This is a genomic window from Paracoccus sp. ME4, assembly GCF_046736325.1.
Taxonomy (GTDB): domain Bacteria; phylum Pseudomonadota; class Alphaproteobacteria; order Rhodobacterales; family Rhodobacteraceae; genus Paracoccus.
In genome coordinates, this window is the sequence record NZ_CP151276.1 from 1,166,057 (window position 1) to 1,186,504 (window position 20,448).

Sequence of the window (20,448 nt, forward strand, 5' to 3'; positions counted from 1 at the left end):
GACCCCGATGCCGATGATCACCCTGCGCCAGCTTCTGGACCACGCGGCCGAGCATGACTATGCCGTGCCCGCCTTCAACATCAACAACATGGAGCAGGGCCTGTCGGTCATGCAGGCGGCCCAGGCCACGCACAGCCCGGTGATCCTGCAGGCCAGCCGTGGCGCGCGGGCCTATGCCAATGACGCGGTCTTGGCCGGGCTGATCGCGGGTCTGGCGCGGGCCTATCCCGACATCCCGATCTGCATGCATCTGGACCACGGCAACGGGCTGGAGACCTGCGCGACCGCGATCCAGAACGGCTTCACCAGCGTGATGATGGACGGGTCGCTGAAATCGGACGGCAAGACGCCCGCCGATTACGCGTACAACGCCGACATCACCCGCCGCGTGACCGAGATGGCCCATGCCTGCGGCGTGTCGGTCGAGGGAGAGCTGGGCGTGCTGGGCAGCCTTGAGACCGGCATGGGCGATGCCGAGGACGGCCACGGCGCCGAGGGCAAGCTCTCGGAGGACCAGCTGCTGACCGACCCCGACGAGGCCGTGCGCTTTGTCGAGGACACCGGCGTGGACGCCTTGGCCATCGCCATGGGCACCAGCCACGGTGCGTATAAATTCACGCGCAAGCCCGATGGCGACATCCTGGCCATGCATGTGATCGAGGAGATCCACCGCCGCCTGCCCAACACCCATCTGGTGATGCACGGCTCCAGCTCGGTCCCCGAGGATCTTCAGGCGATCATCAACGCCCATGGCGGCGACATCCGCCCGACCTGGGGCGTCCCGGTCGAGGAAATCCAGCGCGGCATCCGCCACGGCGTGCGCAAGGTAAACATCGACACCGACAACCGCCTGGCCATGACCGCCGCGATCCGCCGCGTCATGGCCGAACACCCGGCCGAGTTCGACCCGCGCGCCTATCTGAAGCCCGCGATGGCGATGATGGCCCAGGTCTGCCGCGACCGCTTCGAGGCCTTCGGCACCGCCGGCAACGCCGACAAGCTGCGCCCGATGTCCCTGCCGGAGATGGCCGCGCGCTACTGATCCGCGCGGGCCAGCAGCTCCTCGACCTCGGGGCCGATCGCATCCACGATCTGCTCGACGCCGCGCACGTTGGGGTGGATGCGGTCGTCCTGCATCAGGTCCGACAGGGACAGGCCCTGCGTGGCCTTTTCCCCGATCGGTCCCAGGAAGTCGGGGACCAGCAATGCGTCGTATTCAATGGCCAGATCGGCATACATCGCCTCGAAGTCGCGTTTGAACTCGGGGCCGTAATTGCCGGGCGCGGGCAGGCCCGCCAGCAGCACGGGCACCCCCGCCGCCTGCGTCTTGTCCAGGATCGCCGCCAGGTTCGCGCGGCTGGAGGACGGGTCGATCCCGCGCAACAGATCGTTGCCGCCAAGCGCCACGATCATCGCGTCGGGCCCGTCCGCCAGCGTCCAGTCGATCCGCGCGGCACCCCCCGCCGTGGTATCCCCCGACACGCCCGCATTGGTCACCGCGACGTCATGGCCGCGGTCGCGCAGCCACGCCTCCAGCACGGGCACGAACCCCTGATCCTGCGGCAGGCCGTAGCCCTGCGTCAGACTGTCGCCCATCGCGGTCAGGCGCAGCGTCTCTGCGTCAGCAGGGGCTGCCCATGATGCCGCGATGGTGACCGCCAGCGCCGCGACGGCGGCTGTCAGGCGGTTGCCTTCGCGGGCGGGCCGACCATATCGTGCCCCGACACCCAGACCGCGACGAAGGAGCGACCCGATGGCCGACCCCGTGATCCGCCTGTCCGATACGCACCTGACGTTGCAGGGCAATGCCGGGCCGGTCCCGATCCTGCGTGGCCTGTCGCTGCAGGTCGAACGCGGAGAGACGGTCGGGCTGGTGGGTCCTTCGGGATCGGGCAAGTCGTCGCTCCTCATGCTGATGGGCGGTCTGGAACGCGCCACGGGCGGCCTTGTCCAGGCGATGGGTCAGGACCTGACCGCGCTGGACGAGGATGCGCTGGCGCGCTTTCGTCTGTCCCATATGGGGGTGGTGTTCCAGTCCTTCCACCTGATCCCCACCATGACGGCGCTTGAAAATGTCGCGACGCCCCTGGAGCTGGCCGGTGCGCCCGACGCCTTCGCCCGCGCGGCGGCGGAGCTGGACCGCGTGGGCCTTTCTGCGCGCCGCGACCATTACCCCGCGCAACTGTCGGGCGGAGAGCAGCAGCGCGTGGCCCTGGCCCGCGCCGCGGCGCCGCGACCGGCGATCCTGCTGGCCGACGAACCCACCGGCAATCTGGACGGGGCGACGGGGCAGGCGATCATGGACCTGCTGTTCGGTCTGCGCGCCGATCATGGTGCGACGCTGGTTCTTGTCACGCATGACCCGGACCTGGCGCGACGCTGCGACCGGGTGATCCGCCTGGCCGACGGCCGTCTGGCCGCCGAGGTCGCGGCATGAGCCTGGCGCTGGCGGCGCGGCTGGCGCGGCGCGACCTGCGCGGGGGCCTGCGCGGGTTCTGGGTGCTGCTGACCTGCCTGGCGCTTGGCGTGGCGGCCATCGCCGCTGTGGGGTCGGTGCGCGCGGCGATCCAGGCGGGGCTGACCTCGCAGGGCGCGGTCCTGCTGGGCGGCGATGCCGAGGTGCAGCTGACCTATCGCTTTGCCAGCTCCGAGGAGCTCGACTGGCTGGAGGAACGTTCCGTAACCCTCTCGGAGATCGTGGATTTCCGGTCCATGGCCGTGGTCGGGCAGGGGGATGCGTCCGAACGCGCCCTGACCCAGGTCAAGGGCGTGGACGCGGCGTGGCCCCTGCTGGGTCAGGCGGTGCTGGACCCACCCATGCCGCTGGCCCAGGCCTTGGGGGCGACCCCGCAGGGCCTGCCCGGGGGCGTTATGGCGCCGCTGCTGGCCGACAGGCTGGGGCTGTCGCCGGGCGACGTGTTCCGCCTTGGCACGCAGGATTTCGTGCTGACCGCGCGGCTGGTCAGCGAACCCGATGCGGGCGCGGCCAGCTTCGGCTTCGGCCCCCGCACCCTGGTCCTGCGCGAGGCGCTGGCCGACAGCGAGCTGCTGGGCGCGGGCACGCTCTACGACAGCAACTACCGGCTGGCGCTGCCGCAGGGGACCGATCTGGACGCGCTGCGGGCCGACTGGCGCGCGGCCTTCCCCGACAGCGGCGCGCGCTGGCGCGACAGCAGCCGCGGCGCGCCGGGCATCGACAGTTTCGTGGACCGCATCGGCGCGTTCCTGGTGCTGGTCGGGCTGACCGGGCTGGCCGTGGGCGGGGTCGGCGTATCGGCCGCGGTGCGCGCCCATCTGGCCCGCAAGACCGAGACCATCGCCGTGCTGAAGACCTTCGGCGCGTCGGGGCGCACGATCTTTCAGGTCTATCTGCTGCAGATCGGGGCGGTGACCGCGATCGGCGTCGCGGCGGGGCTGATCCTGGGGGCGGCGGTGCCGCTGGCGCTGGCGCCGCTGCTGACGGCGCGCCTGCCGGTGCCGGCGGAGTTCGGCCTCTATCCCGGCCCCCTGGCGCAGGCGGCGATCTATGGGCTGCTGACCGCCTTCGTCTTTGCGCTGTGGCCCTTGGCGCGCACGCGGGGTGTCCGGGCGGCGACGCTGTTCCGCGATGCGGATGCCTCCGGCGGCGGCTGGCCCGGGCGGCGCTATCTGGCGATGATCGTCGCGGCGCTGGTCGCGCTGGTGGGGCTGGCGGCGCTGTTCTCGGGGCTTTGGGGGCTCACGCTTGGCATGGCGGGCGGCGTGCTGGCGGCCTTTGTCGTGCTGGCCGGGGCGGCGGCGCTGGTCCGGCGCGCGGCGGGGGCGGGGGCGCGGCTGGCGCGGCGCAGACCTGCGCTGCGGCTGGCGCTGGCGGCGATCGGCGGACCGCGCAGCGAGGCGCTGTCGGTGATCCTGTCCCTGGGCCTGGGCCTGACGGTGCTGGCGGCGGTGGGGCAGGTGTCGTCGAACCTGCGCCAGGCCATCGCGACGGAACTGCCCGAACGTGCGCCCAGCTATTTCTTCCTGGACATCCAGCCCGATCAGCTGGACCCGTTCCTGGCCCGGCTGCGGGACGATCCGCTGGTCGGCGAGGTCCAGACCGCGCCGATGCTGCGCGGCATCGTCACGCAGCTGAACGGCCGCCCCGCGCGCGAGGTCGCGGGCGATCACTGGGTGCTGCGCGGCGACCGGGGCGTGACCTATGCCGCGACCCCGCCGCCCGGCACCCAGATCACCCGCGGCGAGTGGTGGCCCGAGGATTACGCGGGCCCCCCGCTGGTCAGCCTGTCAGACGAGATCGCAACCGAGATCGGCCTGGACCTGGGCGACACCGTCACCGTGAACATCCTGGGCCGCGACATCACCGCGACCATCGCCAACCTGCGCGTCGTGGATTTCAGCGATGCGGGCATCGGCTTCGTCATGGCGCTGACCCCCGGCGCGCTGGCCGGTGCGCCGCACACCCATATCGCCACCGTCCACGCCGATCCGGCGGCCGAGGCGCCGATCCTGCGCGATCTGGGCAACCGTTTCCCGAACATCACCGCCATCCCGGTGGCCGAGGCGATCGACCGCGCCTCGGACGCCCTGGCGGGGATCGCCGCGGCGGTGGCCTGGGCGGCGGGCGCCACGCTGGTCACGGGCTTCGTCGTGCTGATCGGGGCGGCCGCGGCGGGCGAACGCGCCCGCATCCACGAAGCCGCGATCCTGAAGACGCTCGGCGCGTCGCGCGCGCTGATCCTGCGCAGCTTCGCGCTGCGTCAGGCGCTGATGGGGGCGGCCGCGGGCCTGGTCGCGCTGTTGGGCGGGGGGATGGCGGGCTGGGCGGTCAGCCGCTTCGTCATGGACGTGCCCTATCGGTTCGACGCGCTCTCGGCGCTGCCGATCGTGGCGGGGGGCATCGTGGCGACGGTCGCTGCGGGGCTGATCTTTGCTTGGCGTCCGCTGGCCGCGCGCCCGGCCCGCGTGCTGCGCACGCAGGACTAGGCGGCGTGCTGCGCGCGCAGGACTAGGCCGCGGGCAGGCGCAGCTCGGCGCGCAGGCCGCGTCCCGACCTGCCGGGCGACAGCGCCAGACCGCCGCCGAACAGCTGCGCGATCTCGGTCACGATGGCCAGGCCTAGGCCGCTGCCCCCCGGCCGCGCCGGAGCCTCAGCCCCGCGGGCAAAGCGCGAGGTCAGCCGCGCCATGGCCGGGGCGGGGATGCCCGGCCCGTCATCCTCGACCGCGATCACGGCATCAGTGCCCTGTCGGGTGACGCTGACCGTGATCTCGGCCCCCGGCCCGGCATAGGCCAGCGCGTTGTCCAGAAGGTTCTTCAGCGCCTCGGTCAGCAGCACCGGCTCGGCCCGGACGGTGGCGGGGCGGCCGTCGAAGCCCAGGTCGATCCCCGCATCGGCGGCGCGCGGGATCATCGCGGCGGTCAGGTCGCGCGCCAGCGCCTCGGCATCCAGGGCCGCGGCCATCGGATGGCCCGCCGCCGCATCGACCCGCGCCAGCAGCAGCAGCTGCGCCAGGATGCGTTCGGCATCCGACAGCGCCGCATCGGCCTTGGCGACGGCGGCCCGCACGGCGCGGTCGTCGCCCGCCCGCTGCGCCAGGACCAGCTGCGTGCGGATCACCGCCAGGGGGGTGCGCAGCTGATGGCTGGCATTGCCGGTGAAGTTGCGCAGCGCGGCCAGCGCCGTGTCCAGCCGCGTCATGAACGAGTTCATCGCCCCCACCAGTCCCTGCACCTCCTGCGGGACATCGGCGGGCAGGGGGGACAGGTCGTCGGTGCGGCGCACCCCGATCTCGCCCCCCAGCCTGTTCAGCGGCCGCAGCGCCAGCGGCACCGCGATCCAGATGATCGCTGCCGCGCCCCCGATCATCAGCGCCAGCCGCGCGGCCGAGCGCAGCAGGATCGCGCGCGACAGCTGGTTCCGCGCCAGCTTCGATTCCGCGACCGTGACGCGGAAGGGGATCGATTCGATGCCGGTGGAGACCGTGCGCGCCAGGGTGATGACCCGGATCGGCGCGCCCGCGAAATCGGCGTCCGCATAGCCCGCGCCGTCGCCCTGCGGTTCCGCCACCGGCAGATCGGCATAGCCGGTCATGAACCCGTCCGGCCCGTCCACGCGATAGAAGACGCTGTCCTGCGCGGTCGAGGTCAGCATCTCCAGCGCGGAATAGGGGATGTCGGCCTGCAGCTGCGCGTCGTCGGCGACGGTGACCCGTTCGGCGATGGCCAAGGCGGATCCGGCCAGCACCCGGTCAGACACCGCGCGGGCGGTCGCCACGGCCTCGGACCAGGTATCGGCCAGCGCCAGGCTGCCCAGGGCCGCCGTCGCCGCCAGCAGCCAGCCCAGCAGGCGGTGGCGCAGCGAGCCCAAGGCCTAGACGCCCTTGTCGATGTAATAGCCGATGCCGCGCGCGGTGCGCAGCTGCACCCCGTGCGGGGCCAGGCGGCGGCGCAGGCGGCTGGCATATTGCTCGATCGCGTTATCGGACAGGGTGTCGTCCAGCGATGTCATGGACTGCATGATCACGTCCTTGGGCACGACCTTGCCCGCGCGCATGAACAGCAGCTCCAGCAGCGCGTGTTCGCGCGCCGGCAGGTCCATCGGCTGTCCCTGCGCCATGAACCGCCGCGCGGTCAGGTCCAGCATGACGCCGCCGATGGTGACCTCGGCCGCGCGCAGCCCCGCCTGGCGGCGCAGCAGCGAGCGGACGCGGGCCTCGAACTCGGTGATCTCGAAGGGCTTGACCAGATAGTCGTCCGCGCCCAGGTCCAGGCCGCGCACGCGCTCCTCGGGGGTGCCGCGGGCGGTCAGGATCATCACCGCCGCCGGGTCGCGGCGCTGGCGCATGCGGCGCAGCACCTCCAGCCCGTCCATCTGCGGCAGGTTCAGGTCCAGGATCACCAGATCGAACCGCTCCGCCGCGATCAGCGCCTCGGCCGAGGCGCCGTCATCGACGTGATCGACCGCATGGCCCGCCCCGGACAGCAGCTGCACCAGCCCGTCAGCCAGGGCGGCGTTGTCCTCGACCAGCAGAATGCGCATGTCCTGTCCCCCCGTCGCGATCTTAGGGCGGCGGCGCGGCGGGGGGCAAGGGCGCGCTTGCCCCCGCGGCCCCGGCGGTGCCACGATGGCGCCATGCTGGCCCGCGCGATTCCCCTGCTGCTGACGCTGATGCTGACCGCCGGTGCGGCGGCGGCGCAGGTGCTGACCTTTCCCGCGCCGCAGGGCAGCGGGGCGGACCGGCTGAAGCTCTACATGTCGCTGGACGAGGATCTGGCCCGCCCGCTGATCGAGGGGTTCCAGGCCCGCCATCCCGGCGTCACGGTCGAGTTCCAGGACCTGCTGACCGGCCAGATCTTCGCCCGCGTCACGCAGGAGACCGATGACGGGGCGCGCACGGCCGACCTGGCCTTCTCCAGCGCGATGGACCTGCAGGTCAAGCTGGCCAATGACGGCTATGCCATGGCCGTGCCCACGCCCGCGTCGGAGGAGTGGCCGCGTTGGGCGAACTGGCGCGACACGGCCTATGCGATCACCTTCGAGCCCGCGGTCCTGGTCTATCACCGGCCCAGCTTCCGCGACCGCGAACCGCCCGCGACCCGGTTCGAGCTGCTGGACTGGCTGGAGCATGGCGGGCCGCAGGTGCAGGGGCGCATCGGCACCTACGACATCGCGCGCTCGGGCGTGGGCTATCTGTTCCTGGCTCGCGATCAGGAGCATTTTTTCGACATCTGGAACCTGGGCGCGGCGATGGGGCGGGCGGGCGTGCAGCAGTTCGCCACCTCGCGCGAGATCCTGGACCGGGTCGCGGACGGGCGGCTGGCGGTGGGCTACAACATCCTCGGCTCCTATGCCGCGGACCGGGCGCGGCAGGAGCCGGACCTGGGCCTGCTGCTGCCGCGCGACTTCACGGTGGTGGTGTCGCGGGTGGCGCTGGTGCCCCGCGCGGCGGCGCGGCCCGATCTGGGCGCGGATTTCCTGGCCTTCCTGATGTCGCGCGAGGGCCAGACCATCCTGGCGGAGGAGCTGCGCCTGCCCGCCGTCAGCCTGGAGATCGGTGCCACGGCCGGAAACCTGCCCCCCGCGCTTGGCGCGCAGCTGCGCCCCGTCGCGATCAGCCCCGGCCTGCTGGCCTATCTGGACCAGTCCCGCCGCGCCCGGCTGATCAGCCGCTGGCAGCAGGCCCTGACGCCCGATCCCGGTCCCGCCGCGGATTGATGCCCGCGATGTCAGCTTTGTGACAGGTTCGCGTGCCAAGGTGGCCCCTGCCGGGTGGAGGCCCGGCCAATAGGGGAGGACTACCTTGAAACACGCATTCCTTGCGGGCCTGTTCACGGCCGCTCTGGCCGTTCCCGCGCTGGCCACCGACTATACCATCCTGGCGCCCGCGGCGCCCGGCGGTGGCTGGGACCAGACCGCCCGCACCATGCAGGAGGTCCTGCAGGCCGAAGGCATCTCCGATTCGGTGCAGGTCCAGAACGTGCCCGGCGCCGGTGGCACCGTCGGCCTGGCGCAGTTCGCGTCGCAGGCCTCGGGCAAGGCCGACCAGCTGATCGTGGGCGGCTATGTCATGGTCGGCGCGATCCTGACCAACGCCTCGCCCGTGTCGCTGGCCGACGTGACGCCCATCGCCCGCCTGACCGGCGAATACGAGGCGATCGTGGTGCCGACCGCGTCCGAGATCCAGGACATCAACCAGCTGGTCGAGATGCTGAAGGCCGATCCGGGTTCGGTCAGCTGGGCCGGCGGTTCGGCGGGCGGCGCGGACCATATCGCGGTCGGCCTGCTGGCCAATGCCGCGGGCGTCGATCCGACCGCCATCAACTACATCGCCTATTCGGGCGGCGGCGAGGCGCTGGCCGCGATCCTGGGCAACCAGGTCACCGCGGGCATCTCGTCGGTGGGCGAGTTCAAGCCGCAGGCCGATGCCGGCACGCTGCGCATCCTGGCCGTCACCTCCGAGGAGCGGATCGAGGGCATCGACGCGCCCACGCTGAGCGAATCGGGTCTGGACGTGGTGCTGCAGAACTGGCGCATGGTCGCCGCCGCGCCAGGCCTCTCGGCCGAGGATCAGGCCGCGATCGCCGCCGACATCGAGACGATGGCGAAATCGACCGCCTGGCAGGAGGCTCTGGCGTCCAAGGGCTGGTCCGACACCTACCTGGCGGGCGACGAATTCAACGCCCAGCTTGAGCAGGACATCGCCACCACGGCCGCGGTCCTCAAGGACATCGGGCTGGTCGAATGAGCCAGGCCCCGGACACGAGACGCCGCCCCGACGGGGCGGCGCTGACCGTGGCGGCGGTGCTTGCGCTGATCGCGGTCGTCATCTTCCGCGACGTCGCAGGCCTGCCGCAGAACCGGGGCTATTCCGGCGTCGGCCCGGCCGACGTCCCGCGCTGGATCGCGTGGTGCCTGCTGGGCCTCTCGGCCTGGACCGTCGTCGCGGCCTTCCGCGAGGGTCCGTCCGAACGGCCCGCCCAGGACCCCGCGCCCATCGCCTGGATCATCGGCGGCCTGGCGGCGCAGCTGGCGCTTCTGAACACGGCGGGCTTCGTCATCTCGACCGCGCTGCTGTTCGCGGCGACCGCGCGCGCCTTCGGCAAGCGCAACCTTCTGCTGACCCTGCCCATCGGGCTGGTCTTTTCCGGGACCATCTACCTGGTCTTCTCCCAGCTTCTGAACCTCAGCCTGCCGGCCGGTCCGCTGGAACGTCTGATCACGGGGGGCTAGGGGCATGGACACGTTCGGATATCTGTTTCAGGGCCTGATGGTCGCCACCGACCCGATGATCCTGCTCTATGCGCTGATCGGCGTGACCGTGGGCACCGCCGTGGGCGTGCTGCCCGGCATCGGCCCCGCGCTGACCGTGGCGCTGCTGCTGCCGGTGACCTACGGGCTGGACCCGGCCGGGTCGCTGGTCATGTTCGCGGGCATCTATTACGGCGGCATGTATGGCGGCTCGACCACGTCGATCCTGCTGAACACGCCGGGCGAGAGCGCCTCCATCGTGACCGCGCTGGAGGGCAACAAGATGGCCCGCGCCGGACGCGGCGGCCCGGCGCTGGCCACCGCGGCCATCGGCTCGTTCGTCGCGGGCCTGATCGCCACGCTGCTGCTGGCCTTCGTCGCGCCGACCGTGGTCAAGCTGGCCCTGACCTTCGGGCCGCGCGAATATTTCGCGCTGATGGTGCTGGCCTTCGTCACCGTGTCCTCGGCATTCGGGGACAGCGCGCGCAAGGGGCTGATCTCGCTGTTCATCGGCCTGTCGCTGTCGCTGATCGGCATCGATCAGCTGACCGGACAGGCGCGCCTGGACTTCGGCGTCCCGCAGCTGCTGGACGGGATCGAGGTCACGACCCTGGCCGTCGCGCTCTTCGCCGTGGGCGAGGCGATGATCGTCGCCGCCAACCGCTTCGGCGTCGAGGACAAGGTGACCGCTGTCAAGGGTTCGGTCTGGATGACGGTCAGCGACTGGAAGCGGTCGTGGAAGCCCTGGCTGCGCGGCACCTTCATCGGCTTTCCCATCGGCGCCATGCCGGCGGGCGGCGCCGACATCGCCACCTTCCTGTCCTATGCCGCCGAGAAGCGCGCCGCCAAGCACCCCGAGGAGTTCGGCCACGGCGCCATCGAGGGCGTCGCCGGACCCGAGGCCGCGAACAACGCCAGCGCCGCCGGAACGCTGGTGCCGCTGCTGACGCTCGGCCTGCCGACGACGGCGACGGCGGCGATCATGCTGGCGGGTTTCCAGCAGTTCGGCCTTCAGCCGGGACCGCTGCTCTTCGCGACCAACCCTGACCTGGTCTGGGGCCTGATCGCGTCGCTGCTGATCGCGAACGTGATGCTGGTGGTGCTGAACCTGCCGCTGATCGGCCTGTGGGTGCGGTTGCTGACCATCCCGCGGCCGTGGCTCTATGCGGGCATCCTGTGCTTTGCCACGCTTGGCACGATCGGCGCCAACCCGTCGCCGATCGAGCTGTCGATGCTGCTGATCTTCGGCGTCATGGGCTATCTGATGCGCCTTTACGGCTATCCGATCGCGCCCGTGGTCGTGGGCCTGATCCTGGGACCGATGGCCGAACAGCAGCTGCGCCGCGCGCTGTCGATCAGCCAGGGCGACGTGACCACGCTGGTCTCGACGCCGGTCTCGGCGGGACTGATCGCGGTGGCGGCCTTTGCGCTGATCGTGCCGATGATCATGCGCGCCCGCGGCAAGGGCCAGGTCCTCAGCCAGATGGCCTCCGACGAGGATTGACGCACGGCCCGGCCCCGACACGGGCCGGGCTATGCACCTGCTGCAAGGCGGGTCTTCCCAATGCCGCATTGCAGAATGGGTGGTCAGACCCGATATCCCTCCTGTCACCAGATGACAGAAAGAGAGATCGAAATGACCACCCTGCGCAACGCCTGGACCCGCATCCTGTCGGCTCTGGACACCCTCGGCGCCAGCCTCGAGGCCGCGCGTGCCGTCCGGGCCCATCGTCGCCCCGCCGATGCCAGCCTCAAGCAGCTGGGCATCCGCCGTGACAGCTTCCCGACGCATATCTGATCGGCCCGACGCCCGATCCGCCAACCGGCGCGCCGCCCCTGCGGCGCGCTTTCGTCCTTGCCGCGTTCGATGCGCGGAAATGCGGTCGTGTCGAGAAATGCCGTGATTTCCGCTGGTCCGACCGGTGATGCTGCCCTAATCTGCGGATCAGGGCCGGCCCGTGAGGCCGCCTTCCATCACCTGACGAAAGTCCCATGTATTTTGAAATCGCCATCGTCCTGCTGTTGACCCTGTTCAACGGCATTCTTGCCATGTCCGAACTGGCCATCGTCTCGGCGCGACCCGCACGCCTCAAGACAATGTCCCAACAGGGCAGCCGGGGCGCGGCCATCGCGCTGGACCTGGCGGCCGATCCGGGCCGCTTCCTGTCCAGCGTGCAGATCGGCATCACGCTGGTCGGCGTGCTGTCGGGCGCCTTCTCGGGCGCCACCCTGGGCACGCGCCTGTCGGCCGCGCTGGTCGCGGGGGGCATGCAGCCCGCGCTGGCCAACACGCTGGCCGTGGGCGGGGTCGTCGTGGCCATCACCTATCTGTCGCTGATCGTGGGAGAGCTGGTCCCCAAGCAGATCGCGCTGCGCGCGCCCGAGGCCGTGGCCGCGCGCATCGCGCCGCTGATCCGGCTGATCTCGCGGATCGCCGCGCCGGTGGTCTGGGTGCTGGACCGGTCGGGGCGGGTGGTCCTGGCGCTGCTGGGTCAGTCCGGCAAGGCCGAGAGCAGCATGTCGGACGAGGAGATCAAGGTCATGCTGGCCGAGGCCCACAGCGCCGGCGTGATCGAGCCCGCCGAGAACGAGATGATCGCCGGCGTCATGCGCATCGCCGATCGCAGCGCGCGCGGGCTGATGACGCCGCGCCGCGAGGTGCTGATCGCGGATGCCGATGCCGGACCCGAGGCGCTGGCGCAGATCCTCCGCGCGGGGCACCGTTCGCGGGTGCTGCTGCGCGACGGCGGGGATGACGATATCGCGGGGGTGATCCACGCGCGCGACCTGATCCGCCTGCAGGCCGACCCCGAGGCCGACCTGCGCAGCCTGATCCAGCCCGTCCCGGTGGTCCGCGACGGCCTGCCCGCGCTGAACGTGATCGAGCAGCTGAAATCCTCGCCCGCGCATATGCTGCTGGTCTTCGACGAATACGGTAACTTCGAGGGCGTGATCACCGCCATGGACGTCCTGGAGGCGATCGCGGGCGACTTCCCCGATCCGGGCGAGGACGAGCCCAAGGCCGTACGCCGCGAGGACGGCAGCTGGCTGATCGCGGGCTGGATGCCCGCGGACGAGTTCGCCGACCTGCTGGGCATCACCCTTCCGGAGGACCGCGACTATGAATCCGTCGCGGGCCTGGTGCTGGACCTGGCGGGCGTGCTGCCCGAGGTTGGCGCCCATGTCGGCCTGCCGGGCTGGCGGATCGAGGTCGTCGACCTCGACGGTCGCCGCATCGACAAGCTCTTGGTGTCGCAGGCCTAGGCCGGCACCCGGACCAGCTCCGCGCGCAGCACCTGCGCCACGCGCGCGGCCTGTTCGCGGATGTCGGGAATGGCCGTGACCTCCCAGAAGGCCGCGCGGCTGGCCGGGCCGATGGCGCGGATGCGCGGATCGGGGCGTCCGGCCGCGTCGATCACCGCGCAGTCGGGCGTCACGTCCAGCCCGAGCGCCAGCGGGTCGATGCGCGCGGCCCCGCGCGTCAGCAGGTCCGCGATCAGCGGCGTCGCGTTGCGGCGCGGATCGCGGCGGATGCCCCGGCAATCGACGATCCGCGCGGCATCCAGGCTCAGCACCCGGTCCTCTCCGCGCGGGCGCCAATGGGCGCGCAGGATGGTGCCGTCGCGGCTGGCGCCCTCGAAGCTGCCGGCCAGCAGGCGCAGGCGGCCGTCGTTCAGCGCCGCCTCCAGCGGGGCCGCGCTTTCGGGCGGCAGGCGGTGGCGATGCACCTCCCACCAGGGCGCCGCATGGCGCAGGAAGCGCGCGCGGTCGGCATGGGGCAGGGCGCGCCACAGCGCCGACAGATGCGGGCGCAGCCCGTCCACCGCGTCGCGCCAGGTGCCGCCCTGGGCCTCGGCCCGGCGGACCTGCGCGCGCAGCCAGGCCATCAGGCGACTGACCGGCGCGCCCAAGGGGATCTCGGCCCGGTCCAGCGGCAGCGGCTGGCCCGGCGCATGGACGCGGGGCAGCTGCGCGCGCCGCGACAGGGCCACGATCTCTCCGCGATGGCCCGAGGCCATCAGGCTGATCGCCTGATCGACCATCGATAGGCCCGACCCGACGATGACCACCCGCCCGCCGGAGGGCGGCGGCGGCGCGGCCTCCCATGCGCCCAGGACCAGACCCTCCGGGTCGGCCTCGGGCAGGGCGTGGCCGGTGGCCAGCACGGCGCGGTCGGCCGGGATGACCTGACCGTCGTCGAGATGCGCCGCCACCCCGCCCTTCGCGGGCGTCAGCCGCAGGCAGGTCGCCCGCACGCAGCGCAGCCGCCCATCCGCCGTCAGCGGCGCCAGAAGTGCCGTCATGTAGGCGCCGTAGGTCGCCCGGCTGACGAAGCAGGCCCCCGTCGCCGCATGCCCGCCCTGTTCCAGCCAAGAACGGAAATGGTCGGGATCGTCGGGAAAGGCGCTCATGTTGGCGACGCGGGTGTTCAGCAGGTGGCGCGGATCGTTTGTCGAATAGGCCACGCCGCAGCCCAGCATGTGCCGACCCTCGACGACCGTGACGCGCAGCGCCGCCTGCGGATCGCGCAGCAGATGGGCGGCCAGCAGGACCCCGCTGGCGCCGCCGCCGATGACGACGACATGGGGCCAGTGCGCGGCATGGGCGGCGGGCATGTCGGGGCGGGCGTCGATCTTCATGGGGCGTCTCCGGGGTGAGGGGGTCAGAGCGCGGCGAACAGCACGCCGCACCACATCGCCAGGCTGAGCGCGATCAGCACCGGGACGACCGGGCTGGTGTCGTGGTCGCGGGCCGCGCGCCGCTGCTGCGGGGCATGGGCGTGGCGCAGGAAGGCTTCGGTCTGCAGGTCGAACATCGGGTTTCTCCCGTGACTGTGGGTTCAGGGTCAGGCCAGACGGGCGCGCAGTGCCTCGCCACCGCGCCAGCCGCCGTGCAGGCGGGCCAGCAGGCCGGGCCGTTGGGTGGCCGCGATCAGCCCGTCGCGCAGCGCCTTGCCCGCGGGCCAGGGGCCGAAGCCCGATGCCGCGTTGATGTGGCCCGCATGGCCGATGTCGTGCAGCTCGGCGCCCCAGGTGTCGGCCATCTGGCGGCTGAGGTCGAAGGACATCCACGGGTCGTTGCGGCTGGCCACCAGGACGGAGGGCACGTCGAACCGCTCGCGCGGCAGGCGGCCGAAGCGGCGCGTGCGCTCGGACAGGACCGGATCGGCGGGCGCCACCAGCAGCGCGGCCCGCACCCGCAGGCCCGGCCAGCGGCCCAGCAGATGCGCGATGGTCACCGCCCCGAGCGAATGGCCCACCAGGATCGAATCGGGATGCGCCATGACATGCGCGGCCAGCGTCGCCTCCCAGACCTCGCGGACGGGGCGGGTGGGGTCGCCCATCTCCAGCAGCATGGCGTCAGGGTCCGTGCGCGCCCACCAGTCCTGCCAGTGCGGGGCCTGAGAGCCGTCGAGGCCGGGGACGATCAGGGTCTTGGTCATCGCATCGCTCCTTTTATCTCTCATAACACTACAATGTTTGTCGTGTATTTGGGTTCCAAAGATCGCCCCCGAAAGGGAACGCCGTTCTACCTGTCGCGGGTGTTCACCGGATAGGCGGTGGTGTGGCGCACGCGCTCCATCGCGAATTGCGAGGTGACGTTCTTGATCGGCACGGCGTCGGTCAGCAGCCGGTAGAAGCGGTCATAGGCCGCCATGTCGGGCACCGCCACGCGCAGCAGATAGTCGATGTCGCCCGCCATCCGCCACGCCTCCATCACCTCGGGCAGGGTGTCGACCGCGCGGGTGAAGTCCGCGCGCCATTCCGGCCCGTGATCGGGCGCCTCGATGCCCACGAAGACGGTCAGCCCGAAGCCCAACCGCGCCGGATCGGCCAGCGCGACCCGGCCCGTCAGCACGCCCGACGCCTCCAGCTTCTGGATGCGCTTCCAGCAGGGGGTCTGAGACAGGCCGACCTTGTCGGCGATCTGGGCGATGGGCATGGTCGCGTCGGCCATCAGCGCGGCGACGATCTTGCGGTCGATCAGGTCCAGGGCGGCGGATTGCGTCATGGCGGCGATTCCTTTCTCCGGCAGAATGCCGCAAAAGAATATATTGTCTAGCGCCTTTATCGTCTTTAGGCGCGGCGCCGCCGCGACCGGTCCGACACGGACGGGAAAAAAGACGCGGATTCGGGTCGTCTTTTCTTTCGCACGGGCCGGTTCGGCCTTATATCCGGGCGACACCAACGCGTCGGGGGCCGGGCCATGATCACGCAGAAGATGAAATACGCGCTGAAGGCCCTGCTGGTTCTGGGCGACGAGGCCCGCCGCGACCGCCCCGAGGCGCTGACCATCGAGGCCATCGCCCGCCGGTCGGGCACGCCCAAGCGGTTCCTGGAACAGATCCTGCTGGAGATCCGCAATGCCGGCATCGTCGCCTCGATCCGGGGGCGGTCGGGGGGATACACGCTGATCAAGCGGCCCGAGGACATCTCGATCTCGGAGCTGCTGCGGCTGATAGACGGGCCGATCGCGCCCTTGCCCTGCCTGTCGCGCCGCGCCTATCAGCGCTGCGAGGACTGCACCGACGAGGCCAGCTGCCGCCTGCGCCGCGTCTTCTCCGAGGTGTTCTGGTCCTATCTGATCCTGATCGAATCGCTGAGCTTGGCCGACATGCTGGGGTCGGAGGCCGTGGCCGCCCAGGTCACGGGCGAGTGATCTTTGGTTCATATGCGCCGTTTCAGGCGATTTGGCGCGTCAGTTGAACCGATTGCAGGCCGATTTCGACGCGATGGGGCGTTGTTCGACCAGGCGAGCCGGGGGTAGCGTCGGGTCAGCCCAGCACGGATGACCGCCATGACCACGCCCCTCGACCGCTTTGCCGCCAGCCTCGGTGGCCCCGACCTTCCCGCGCGGCTGCGCGCCGGCACCATCGGCGAGGGGGTGGCCCTGCCCGGACCCTTCGGCCCCCGCGCGCTGATCTATGCCGATTACACCGCCTCGGGGCGCGCGCTGGCCCAGGTCGAGGATTTCATCCGCGACGAGGTCCTTCCCTATTACGCCAACAGCCATACCGAGGCCTCCTATTGCGGCGCGTTCATGACGCGTTTGCGCCGCGAGGCGCGCCAGCGCATCGCCGCGATGCTTGGCACCGGTCCCGACTGTTCGGTCATCTTCGCGGGGGCGGGGGCCACGGCGGGGGTCAACCGGCTGGTCCATCTGCTGGGCCTGCCGCGGGCGGTCGCGGCAGGCGCGCGCCCGGTCGTCCTGCTGGGCCCCTATGAGCATCATTCGAACATCCTGCCCTGGCGCGAGAGTGGGGCCGAGATCATCACCCTGCCCGAGGCCCCGGACGGCGGCCCCTGCCGCACCGCCCTGGCCGAGGCGCTGGAGCGGACCCGCGACCGGCCCCTGCGCGTCGCGGCCCTGTCGGCGGTGTCGAACGTGACGGGCATCCTGACCGACACGGTGGCCGTGGGGCGGATGCTGCGGGCGGCGGGCGTGGTCACGGTCTGGGACTATGCCGCGGGGGCGCCCTATGTGCCGGTCGACATGGCCTCGGGCACCGATCATGCCAAGGACGCGGTCGTGCTGTCGCCGCACAAGTTCCTGGGCGGGCCGGGCGCGTCCGGCATCTTGGTCCTGCGCCACGACGCGGTGCGCGCCACGCGACCCGGCCAGCCCGGCGGCGGCACGGTGCGCTTCGTCTCCGGTCGCGGCCACGACTATGCGACCGACCTAGCCGCGCGCGAGGAATCGGGCACGCCCAATGTCATCGGCGACATCCGCGCGGCGCTGGCGCTGATGGTCAAGGCGGCGGTGGACCAGGACTGGCTGGATGCGCGGCACGCGGATCTGGCGGCGCGGGCGCGGGCGCGCTGGTCGGCGGTGCCCCGGCTGGAGCTGCTGGGCCACCCGACGGCGCCGCGCCTGCCGATCTTCTCGATCCGCTTGGGCGACGGGCAAGGCGGGCATGTGCATCACCAGCTGGCGACGCGGCTTCTGTCGGACCTGCACGGCATCCAGGCGCGGGGCGGATGCGCCTGCGCGGGACCCTATGCCCACGCCCTGCTGGGGATCGACGACGCGCGGTCGGATGCGCTGCGCGAGTCGATCCTCTCCGGAGAGGAGACCGCCAGGCCCGGCTGGCTGCGCCTGAACCTGTCGGCCTATCTGACCCCGGAGAAGGAGCGCCTGATCCTGGAGGCCGTCGCGGCCCTGCCGCAGGATGCCGACCGCCACGCCCACCGCTATCGCGGCGATGCCCGCACGGCGCGCTTCCACCCCCTGCCTGAGCAGGCCGTCGCATGAGCGCGCCGGACCACCTGGACCGCGCCATCCTTCAGGCGCTGCAGCAGGACGGCACCCTGTCGCAGCGCGACCTGGCCGAACGGGTGGGCCTGTCGCAGACCGCCTGCGCGCGCCGCCTGCACGCGCTGCGCGAGGCGGGCGTGCTGACCGGCACGCGCGCGGTGATCGATGCGGGCCGGGCGGGGCTGACGCTGACCGTCTTCGTGATGATCCGCACCCGCCATCATTCCCGCGACTGGCTGGCCGAGTTCCGCCGCATGGTCCTGGCCATCCCCGAGGTCATCGACTTTTACCGGATCGCGGGCGATTACGACTACATGCTGAAGGTCGTGGCGGCGGACATGAACGATTACGACCGCGTCTATCAGCGCCTGATCGAGCGGATGGAGCTGGACACGGTGACCTCGGTCATCACCATGGAGGCCATCGCCGACCAGCGCCCCCTGCCGGTCTGAGACGGCCCGTCCTTACGCGATCCTTACGGCGCGCCCGCGCATCGCGCATGGAACCCTGACGGGGGCAGGGACCAGATTGGGGCCATATCTGAACCGCAAGGGAATCGCCCCATGACCGACATCGTCTATCTCGCGCTTGGCGCGGGCAGCTTTCTGATCTTCCTGGCCGCCGCGCGCGCGCTGGCCCGGATCTGAGGCGCCCCGATGTTCGACCTTGTCCTGGGCCTGGCCGTGGCGGCGGGCCTTCTCGGCTATCTGGTGGTGGCGCTGATGCGCCCCGACCGCTTCTGACGGACCCATCCGCATGTCCTCCGAATATCTCGTCTTTGCGGCCTATGCGGCCGTCACCACGGCGCTGGCCTGGCTGCTGGCTGTGCATCTCCATCGCGTCTATGCCGATCAGCGCCCCTGGCTGGGCGCCGTCGTCGCACCGGTCGAACGGCTGATCCTGGGCGCGGCCGGTCCCGCCGCGCGTCATCCGCAGGGCTGGCTGGCCTATGCGGGCGCGGTGCTGATCTTCAACCTGGCGGGCTTCATCGCGCTTTACGCGGTGCTGCGCCTGCAGGGCGTCCTGCCGCTGAACCCCGAAGGCATCGCGGCCATGTCGCCCGACCTGGCCTTCAACACCGCGATCAGCTTCGTCACCAACACCAACTGGCAGGCCTATTCCGGCGAGGTGCAGCTCAGCTACCTGTCGCAGATGGTCGGACTGACGGTGCAGAACTTCGTCTCGGCCGCCACCGGTATGGCGGTCGCCGTGGCCGTGATCCGCGGCTTCGTCGCGAAGGGCGACGGCCGGCTTGGCAACTTCTGGACCGACATGGTCCGCTCGGTCCTCTACGTCCTGCTGCCGCTGTCGGTCGTGGCGGCGGTGGTGCTGATCTGGCAGGGCGTTCCGCAATCGCTCTCGGCCTATGTCCGCGCCACCACGCTGGAGGGCGCGCAGCAGGTGATCGCCCAGGGTCCCGCCGCGGCGCAGATCGCCATCAAGCAGCTGGGCACCAATGGCGGCGGCTTCTTCGGCGTGAACTCGGCCCATCCGCTGGAGAACCCGACCATCCTGTCGAACATGATCCAGACGGTCTATCTGCTGCTGATCCCGGTCGCGTTCTGCTTCCTCTTCGGGCGCATGGTCGGCGACCGGCGTCAGGGCTGGGCGATCTTCGCGGCGATGGGCGTGCTGTTCGTGGCGGGCCTTCTGGCGATGAACCTGCCCGAACAGGCGGGCAGCCAAGCCCTGGCGCAGGCCACCGGCATCACCGGCCCGAACATGGAGGGCAAGGAGGTCCGCTTCGGCGCCACCCTGTCGGTGCTCTGGGCCGAGGCCACGACCGCCGCGTCCAACGGCTCGGTCAACGCGATGCATGACAGCTTCATGCCGCTGTCGGGCCTGGTGATGATGCTGAACATGCAGGTCGGAGAGGTGATCTTCGGCGGCGTCGGCTCGGGTCTCTACGGGATGCTGCTCTATGTCGTGCTGGCGGTGTTCCTGGCCGGCCTGATGGTCGGGCGCACGCCGGAATACCTGGGCAAGAAGATCGAGGGGCGCGAGGTCACCCTGTCGGTCCTGGCCTTCCTGTCGATGCCCCTGGGCATCCTGGTCTTCAGCGCGCTCTCCGTGGTGATCCCCGCGGGCCTGGCCGCCGTGCACGAAAGCGGGCCGCACGGCCTGTCGGAACTCCTCTATGCCTACAGCTCGGCCACCGGCAACAACGGCTCGGCCTTCGGCGGCTTCGGGGCGGCGGCGCCGTTCCACACCACGCTGCAGGGCATCGCCATGGCGCTTGGCCGCTATGCGATCATCGTGCCGATGCTGGCCGTCGCCGGGTCGCTGGCGATGAAGTCGCCGGTTCCGGCCACGGCGGGGACCTTCCCCACGCATGGTCCGCTGTTCGTCCTGCTGCTGGTCATCACCGTGCTGGTCCTGGGCGCGCTGACCTTCTTCCCGGCCTTGGTGCTGGGTCCCATCGCCGAGCATGTGTCCATGCTGGGCGGGCAAACCTTCTGAAG

At 71.2% G+C, this 20,448-nt stretch carries 21 protein-coding genes; 14 read left to right on the forward strand and 7 right to left on the reverse strand.

The window, feature by feature from the left end:
- Positions 1-7 precede the first annotated feature (7 nt).
- Positions 8-1,042 (forward strand): class II fructose-bisphosphate aldolase, encoded by a 1,035-nt coding sequence (gene fba, locus AACG61_RS05970; protein ID WP_411839084.1) that lies wholly within the window; start codon positions 8-10, stop codon positions 1,040-1,042.
- On the opposite strand, the gene AACG61_RS05975 is transcribed toward fba, so the two are convergent.
- Positions 1,036-1,596 (reverse strand): arylesterase, encoded by a 561-nt coding sequence (locus AACG61_RS05975; RefSeq protein WP_411839085.1) that lies wholly within the window; start codon positions 1,594-1,596, stop codon positions 1,036-1,038. The genes fba and AACG61_RS05975 overlap by 7 nt on opposite strands.
- A gap of 157 nt (positions 1,597-1,753) precedes the next feature.
- Between AACG61_RS05975 and AACG61_RS05980 the strand changes: the two genes are divergently transcribed.
- Both AACG61_RS05980 and AACG61_RS05985 read left to right on the forward strand, forming a co-directional pair.
- A complete protein-coding gene (locus tag AACG61_RS05980) occupies positions 1,754-2,437 on the forward strand; it encodes an ABC transporter ATP-binding protein (RefSeq protein WP_411839086.1) in 684 nt (227 codons plus the stop codon).
- Positions 2,434-4,965, forward strand: coding sequence for an ABC transporter permease (locus tag AACG61_RS05985; protein WP_411839087.1), 2,532 nt, complete (start codon positions 2,434-2,436; stop codon positions 4,963-4,965). The genes AACG61_RS05980 and AACG61_RS05985 overlap by 4 nt, the downstream gene beginning before the upstream one ends.
- A 22-nt stretch (positions 4,966-4,987) precedes the next feature.
- Here the strand turns inward: AACG61_RS05985 and AACG61_RS05990 are convergent, their stop codons facing one another.
- On the reverse strand, positions 4,988-6,349 hold the full coding sequence (locus AACG61_RS05990) for a sensor histidine kinase (RefSeq protein ID WP_411839088.1): 1,362 nt from the start codon (positions 6,347-6,349) through the stop codon (positions 4,988-4,990).
- 3 nt (positions 6,350-6,352) lie between these two features.
- On the reverse strand, positions 6,353-7,021 hold the full coding sequence (locus AACG61_RS05995; protein ID WP_411839089.1) for a response regulator: 669 nt from the start codon (positions 7,019-7,021) through the stop codon (positions 6,353-6,355).
- Between the two features lie 93 nt (positions 7,022-7,114).
- Here AACG61_RS05995 and AACG61_RS06000 point away from each other — a divergent pair, with 93 nt between their 5' ends.
- The 6 genes from AACG61_RS06000 to AACG61_RS06025 all read left to right on the forward strand — a co-directional run bounded on the left by AACG61_RS06000 (position 7,115) and on the right by AACG61_RS06025 (position 12,994).
- Positions 7,115-8,197 (forward strand): ABC transporter substrate-binding protein, encoded by a 1,083-nt coding sequence (locus AACG61_RS06000; protein ID WP_411839090.1) that lies wholly within the window; start codon positions 7,115-7,117, stop codon positions 8,195-8,197.
- A gap of 85 nt (positions 8,198-8,282) precedes the next feature.
- A complete protein-coding gene (locus tag AACG61_RS06005) occupies positions 8,283-9,227 on the forward strand; it encodes a Bug family tripartite tricarboxylate transporter substrate binding protein (protein WP_411839091.1) in 945 nt (314 codons plus the stop codon).
- Complete coding sequence (locus AACG61_RS06010; RefSeq protein WP_411839092.1) at positions 9,224-9,712, forward strand: tripartite tricarboxylate transporter TctB family protein; 489 nt, start codon at positions 9,224-9,226, stop codon at positions 9,710-9,712. The genes AACG61_RS06005 and AACG61_RS06010 overlap by 4 nt, the downstream gene beginning before the upstream one ends.
- A gap of 4 nt (positions 9,713-9,716) precedes the next feature.
- Positions 9,717-11,234 (forward strand): tripartite tricarboxylate transporter permease, encoded by a 1,518-nt coding sequence (locus AACG61_RS06015; protein WP_411839093.1) that lies wholly within the window; start codon positions 9,717-9,719, stop codon positions 11,232-11,234.
- 132 nt (positions 11,235-11,366) lie between these two features.
- Positions 11,367-11,528, forward strand: a complete 162-nt coding sequence (locus tag AACG61_RS06020; protein ID WP_411839094.1) for a hypothetical protein — start codon at positions 11,367-11,369, stop codon at positions 11,526-11,528.
- A 194-nt stretch (positions 11,529-11,722) separates the two neighbouring features.
- Complete coding sequence (locus AACG61_RS06025; RefSeq protein WP_411839095.1) at positions 11,723-12,994, forward strand: hemolysin family protein; 1,272 nt, start codon at positions 11,723-11,725, stop codon at positions 12,992-12,994.
- On the opposite strand, the gene AACG61_RS06030 is transcribed toward AACG61_RS06025, so the two are convergent.
- The 4 genes from AACG61_RS06030 to AACG61_RS06045 all read right to left on the reverse strand — a co-directional run bounded on the left by AACG61_RS06030 (position 12,991) and on the right by AACG61_RS06045 (position 15,742).
- Complete coding sequence (locus AACG61_RS06030; protein WP_411839096.1) at positions 12,991-14,370, reverse strand: FAD/NAD(P)-binding protein; 1,380 nt, start codon at positions 14,368-14,370, stop codon at positions 12,991-12,993. The two genes, AACG61_RS06025 and AACG61_RS06030, sit on opposite strands and share 4 nt — an antisense overlap.
- Positions 14,371-14,393: 23 nt before the next feature.
- Complete coding sequence (locus tag AACG61_RS06035) at positions 14,394-14,546, reverse strand: hypothetical protein (RefSeq protein WP_411839097.1); 153 nt, start codon at positions 14,544-14,546, stop codon at positions 14,394-14,396.
- 30 nt (positions 14,547-14,576) lie between these two features.
- A complete protein-coding gene (locus AACG61_RS06040; RefSeq protein ID WP_411839098.1) occupies positions 14,577-15,173 on the reverse strand; it encodes an RBBP9/YdeN family alpha/beta hydrolase in 597 nt (198 codons plus the stop codon).
- Between the two features lie 86 nt (positions 15,174-15,259).
- Positions 15,260-15,742, reverse strand: a complete 483-nt coding sequence (locus tag AACG61_RS06045) for an Lrp/AsnC family transcriptional regulator (RefSeq protein WP_411839099.1) — start codon at positions 15,740-15,742, stop codon at positions 15,260-15,262.
- A gap of 195 nt (positions 15,743-15,937) precedes the next feature.
- Here AACG61_RS06045 and AACG61_RS06050 point away from each other — a divergent pair, with 195 nt between their 5' ends.
- The 5 genes from AACG61_RS06050 (at position 15,938) to kdpA (ending at position 20,446) form a co-directional block, all read left to right on the forward strand.
- Positions 15,938-16,390: an RrF2 family transcriptional regulator gene (locus AACG61_RS06050; protein ID WP_411839100.1), complete on the forward strand. Its 453-nt coding sequence runs from the start codon at positions 15,938-15,940 to the stop codon at positions 16,388-16,390.
- Positions 16,391-16,519: 129 nt separating this feature from the next.
- Positions 16,520-17,983 (forward strand): aminotransferase class V-fold PLP-dependent enzyme, encoded by a 1,464-nt coding sequence (locus tag AACG61_RS06055; RefSeq protein ID WP_411839101.1) that lies wholly within the window; start codon positions 16,520-16,522, stop codon positions 17,981-17,983.
- Positions 17,980-18,438, forward strand: a complete 459-nt coding sequence (locus tag AACG61_RS06060; RefSeq protein WP_411839102.1) for an Lrp/AsnC family transcriptional regulator — start codon at positions 17,980-17,982, stop codon at positions 18,436-18,438. The genes AACG61_RS06055 and AACG61_RS06060 overlap by 4 nt, the downstream gene beginning before the upstream one ends.
- A gap of 204 nt (positions 18,439-18,642) precedes the next feature.
- Positions 18,643-18,729, forward strand: coding sequence for a K(+)-transporting ATPase subunit F (gene kdpF / locus AACG61_RS06065; RefSeq protein ID WP_411839469.1), 87 nt, complete (start codon positions 18,643-18,645; stop codon positions 18,727-18,729).
- Positions 18,730-18,742: 13 nt separating this feature from the next.
- Positions 18,743-20,446: a potassium-transporting ATPase subunit KdpA gene (gene kdpA / locus AACG61_RS06070; protein ID WP_411839103.1), complete on the forward strand. Its 1,704-nt coding sequence runs from the start codon at positions 18,743-18,745 to the stop codon at positions 20,444-20,446.
- The last annotated feature ends 2 nt before the right edge of the window (positions 20,447-20,448 follow it).

What these genes read in the sequence shown, in the direction of transcription:
- AACG61_RS06010 (WP_411839092.1), top strand. Translation starts at nt 9,224, where the DNA reads ATGAGCCAGGCCCCGGACACGAGACGCCGCCCCGACGGGGCGGCGCTG.
- fba (WP_411839084.1), top strand. Translation starts at nt 8, where the DNA reads ATGCCGATGATCACCCTGCGCCAGCTTCTGGACCACGCGGCCGAGCAT.
- AACG61_RS06055 (WP_411839101.1), top strand. Translation starts at nt 16,520, where the DNA reads ATGACCGCCATGACCACGCCCCTCGACCGCTTTGCCGCCAGCCTCGGT.
- AACG61_RS06000 (WP_411839090.1), top strand. Translation starts at nt 7,115, where the DNA reads ATGCTGGCCCGCGCGATTCCCCTGCTGCTGACGCTGATGCTGACCGCC.
- AACG61_RS05980 (WP_411839086.1), top strand. Translation starts at nt 1,754, where the DNA reads ATGGCCGACCCCGTGATCCGCCTGTCCGATACGCACCTGACGTTGCAG.
- AACG61_RS06020 (WP_411839094.1), top strand. Translation starts at nt 11,367, where the DNA reads ATGACCACCCTGCGCAACGCCTGGACCCGCATCCTGTCGGCTCTGGAC.
- AACG61_RS06045 (WP_411839099.1), bottom strand. Translation starts at nt 15,742, where the DNA reads ATGACGCAATCCGCCGCCCTGGACCTGATCGACCGCAAGATCGTCGCC.
- AACG61_RS06060 (WP_411839102.1), top strand. Translation starts at nt 17,980, where the DNA reads ATGAGCGCGCCGGACCACCTGGACCGCGCCATCCTTCAGGCGCTGCAG.
- AACG61_RS05975 (WP_411839085.1), bottom strand. Translation starts at nt 1,596, where the DNA reads ATGGGCGACAGTCTGACGCAGGGCTACGGCCTGCCGCAGGATCAGGGG.
- AACG61_RS05985 (WP_411839087.1), top strand. Translation starts at nt 2,434, where the DNA reads ATGAGCCTGGCGCTGGCGGCGCGGCTGGCGCGGCGCGACCTGCGCGGG.
- kdpF (WP_411839469.1), top strand. Translation starts at nt 18,643, where the DNA reads ATGTTCGACCTTGTCCTGGGCCTGGCCGTGGCGGCGGGCCTTCTCGGC.
- AACG61_RS06050 (WP_411839100.1), top strand. Translation starts at nt 15,938, where the DNA reads ATGATCACGCAGAAGATGAAATACGCGCTGAAGGCCCTGCTGGTTCTG.
- AACG61_RS05995 (WP_411839089.1), bottom strand. Translation starts at nt 7,021, where the DNA reads ATGCGCATTCTGCTGGTCGAGGACAACGCCGCCCTGGCTGACGGGCTG.
- AACG61_RS06030 (WP_411839096.1), bottom strand. Translation starts at nt 14,370, where the DNA reads ATGAAGATCGACGCCCGCCCCGACATGCCCGCCGCCCATGCCGCGCAC.
- AACG61_RS06015 (WP_411839093.1), top strand. Translation starts at nt 9,717, where the DNA reads ATGGACACGTTCGGATATCTGTTTCAGGGCCTGATGGTCGCCACCGAC.
- AACG61_RS06025 (WP_411839095.1), top strand. Translation starts at nt 11,723, where the DNA reads ATGTATTTTGAAATCGCCATCGTCCTGCTGTTGACCCTGTTCAACGGC.
- AACG61_RS06040 (WP_411839098.1), bottom strand. Translation starts at nt 15,173, where the DNA reads ATGACCAAGACCCTGATCGTCCCCGGCCTCGACGGCTCTCAGGCCCCG.
- AACG61_RS06035 (WP_411839097.1), bottom strand. Translation starts at nt 14,546, where the DNA reads ATGTTCGACCTGCAGACCGAAGCCTTCCTGCGCCACGCCCATGCCCCG.
- kdpA (WP_411839103.1), top strand. Translation starts at nt 18,743, where the DNA reads ATGTCCTCCGAATATCTCGTCTTTGCGGCCTATGCGGCCGTCACCACG.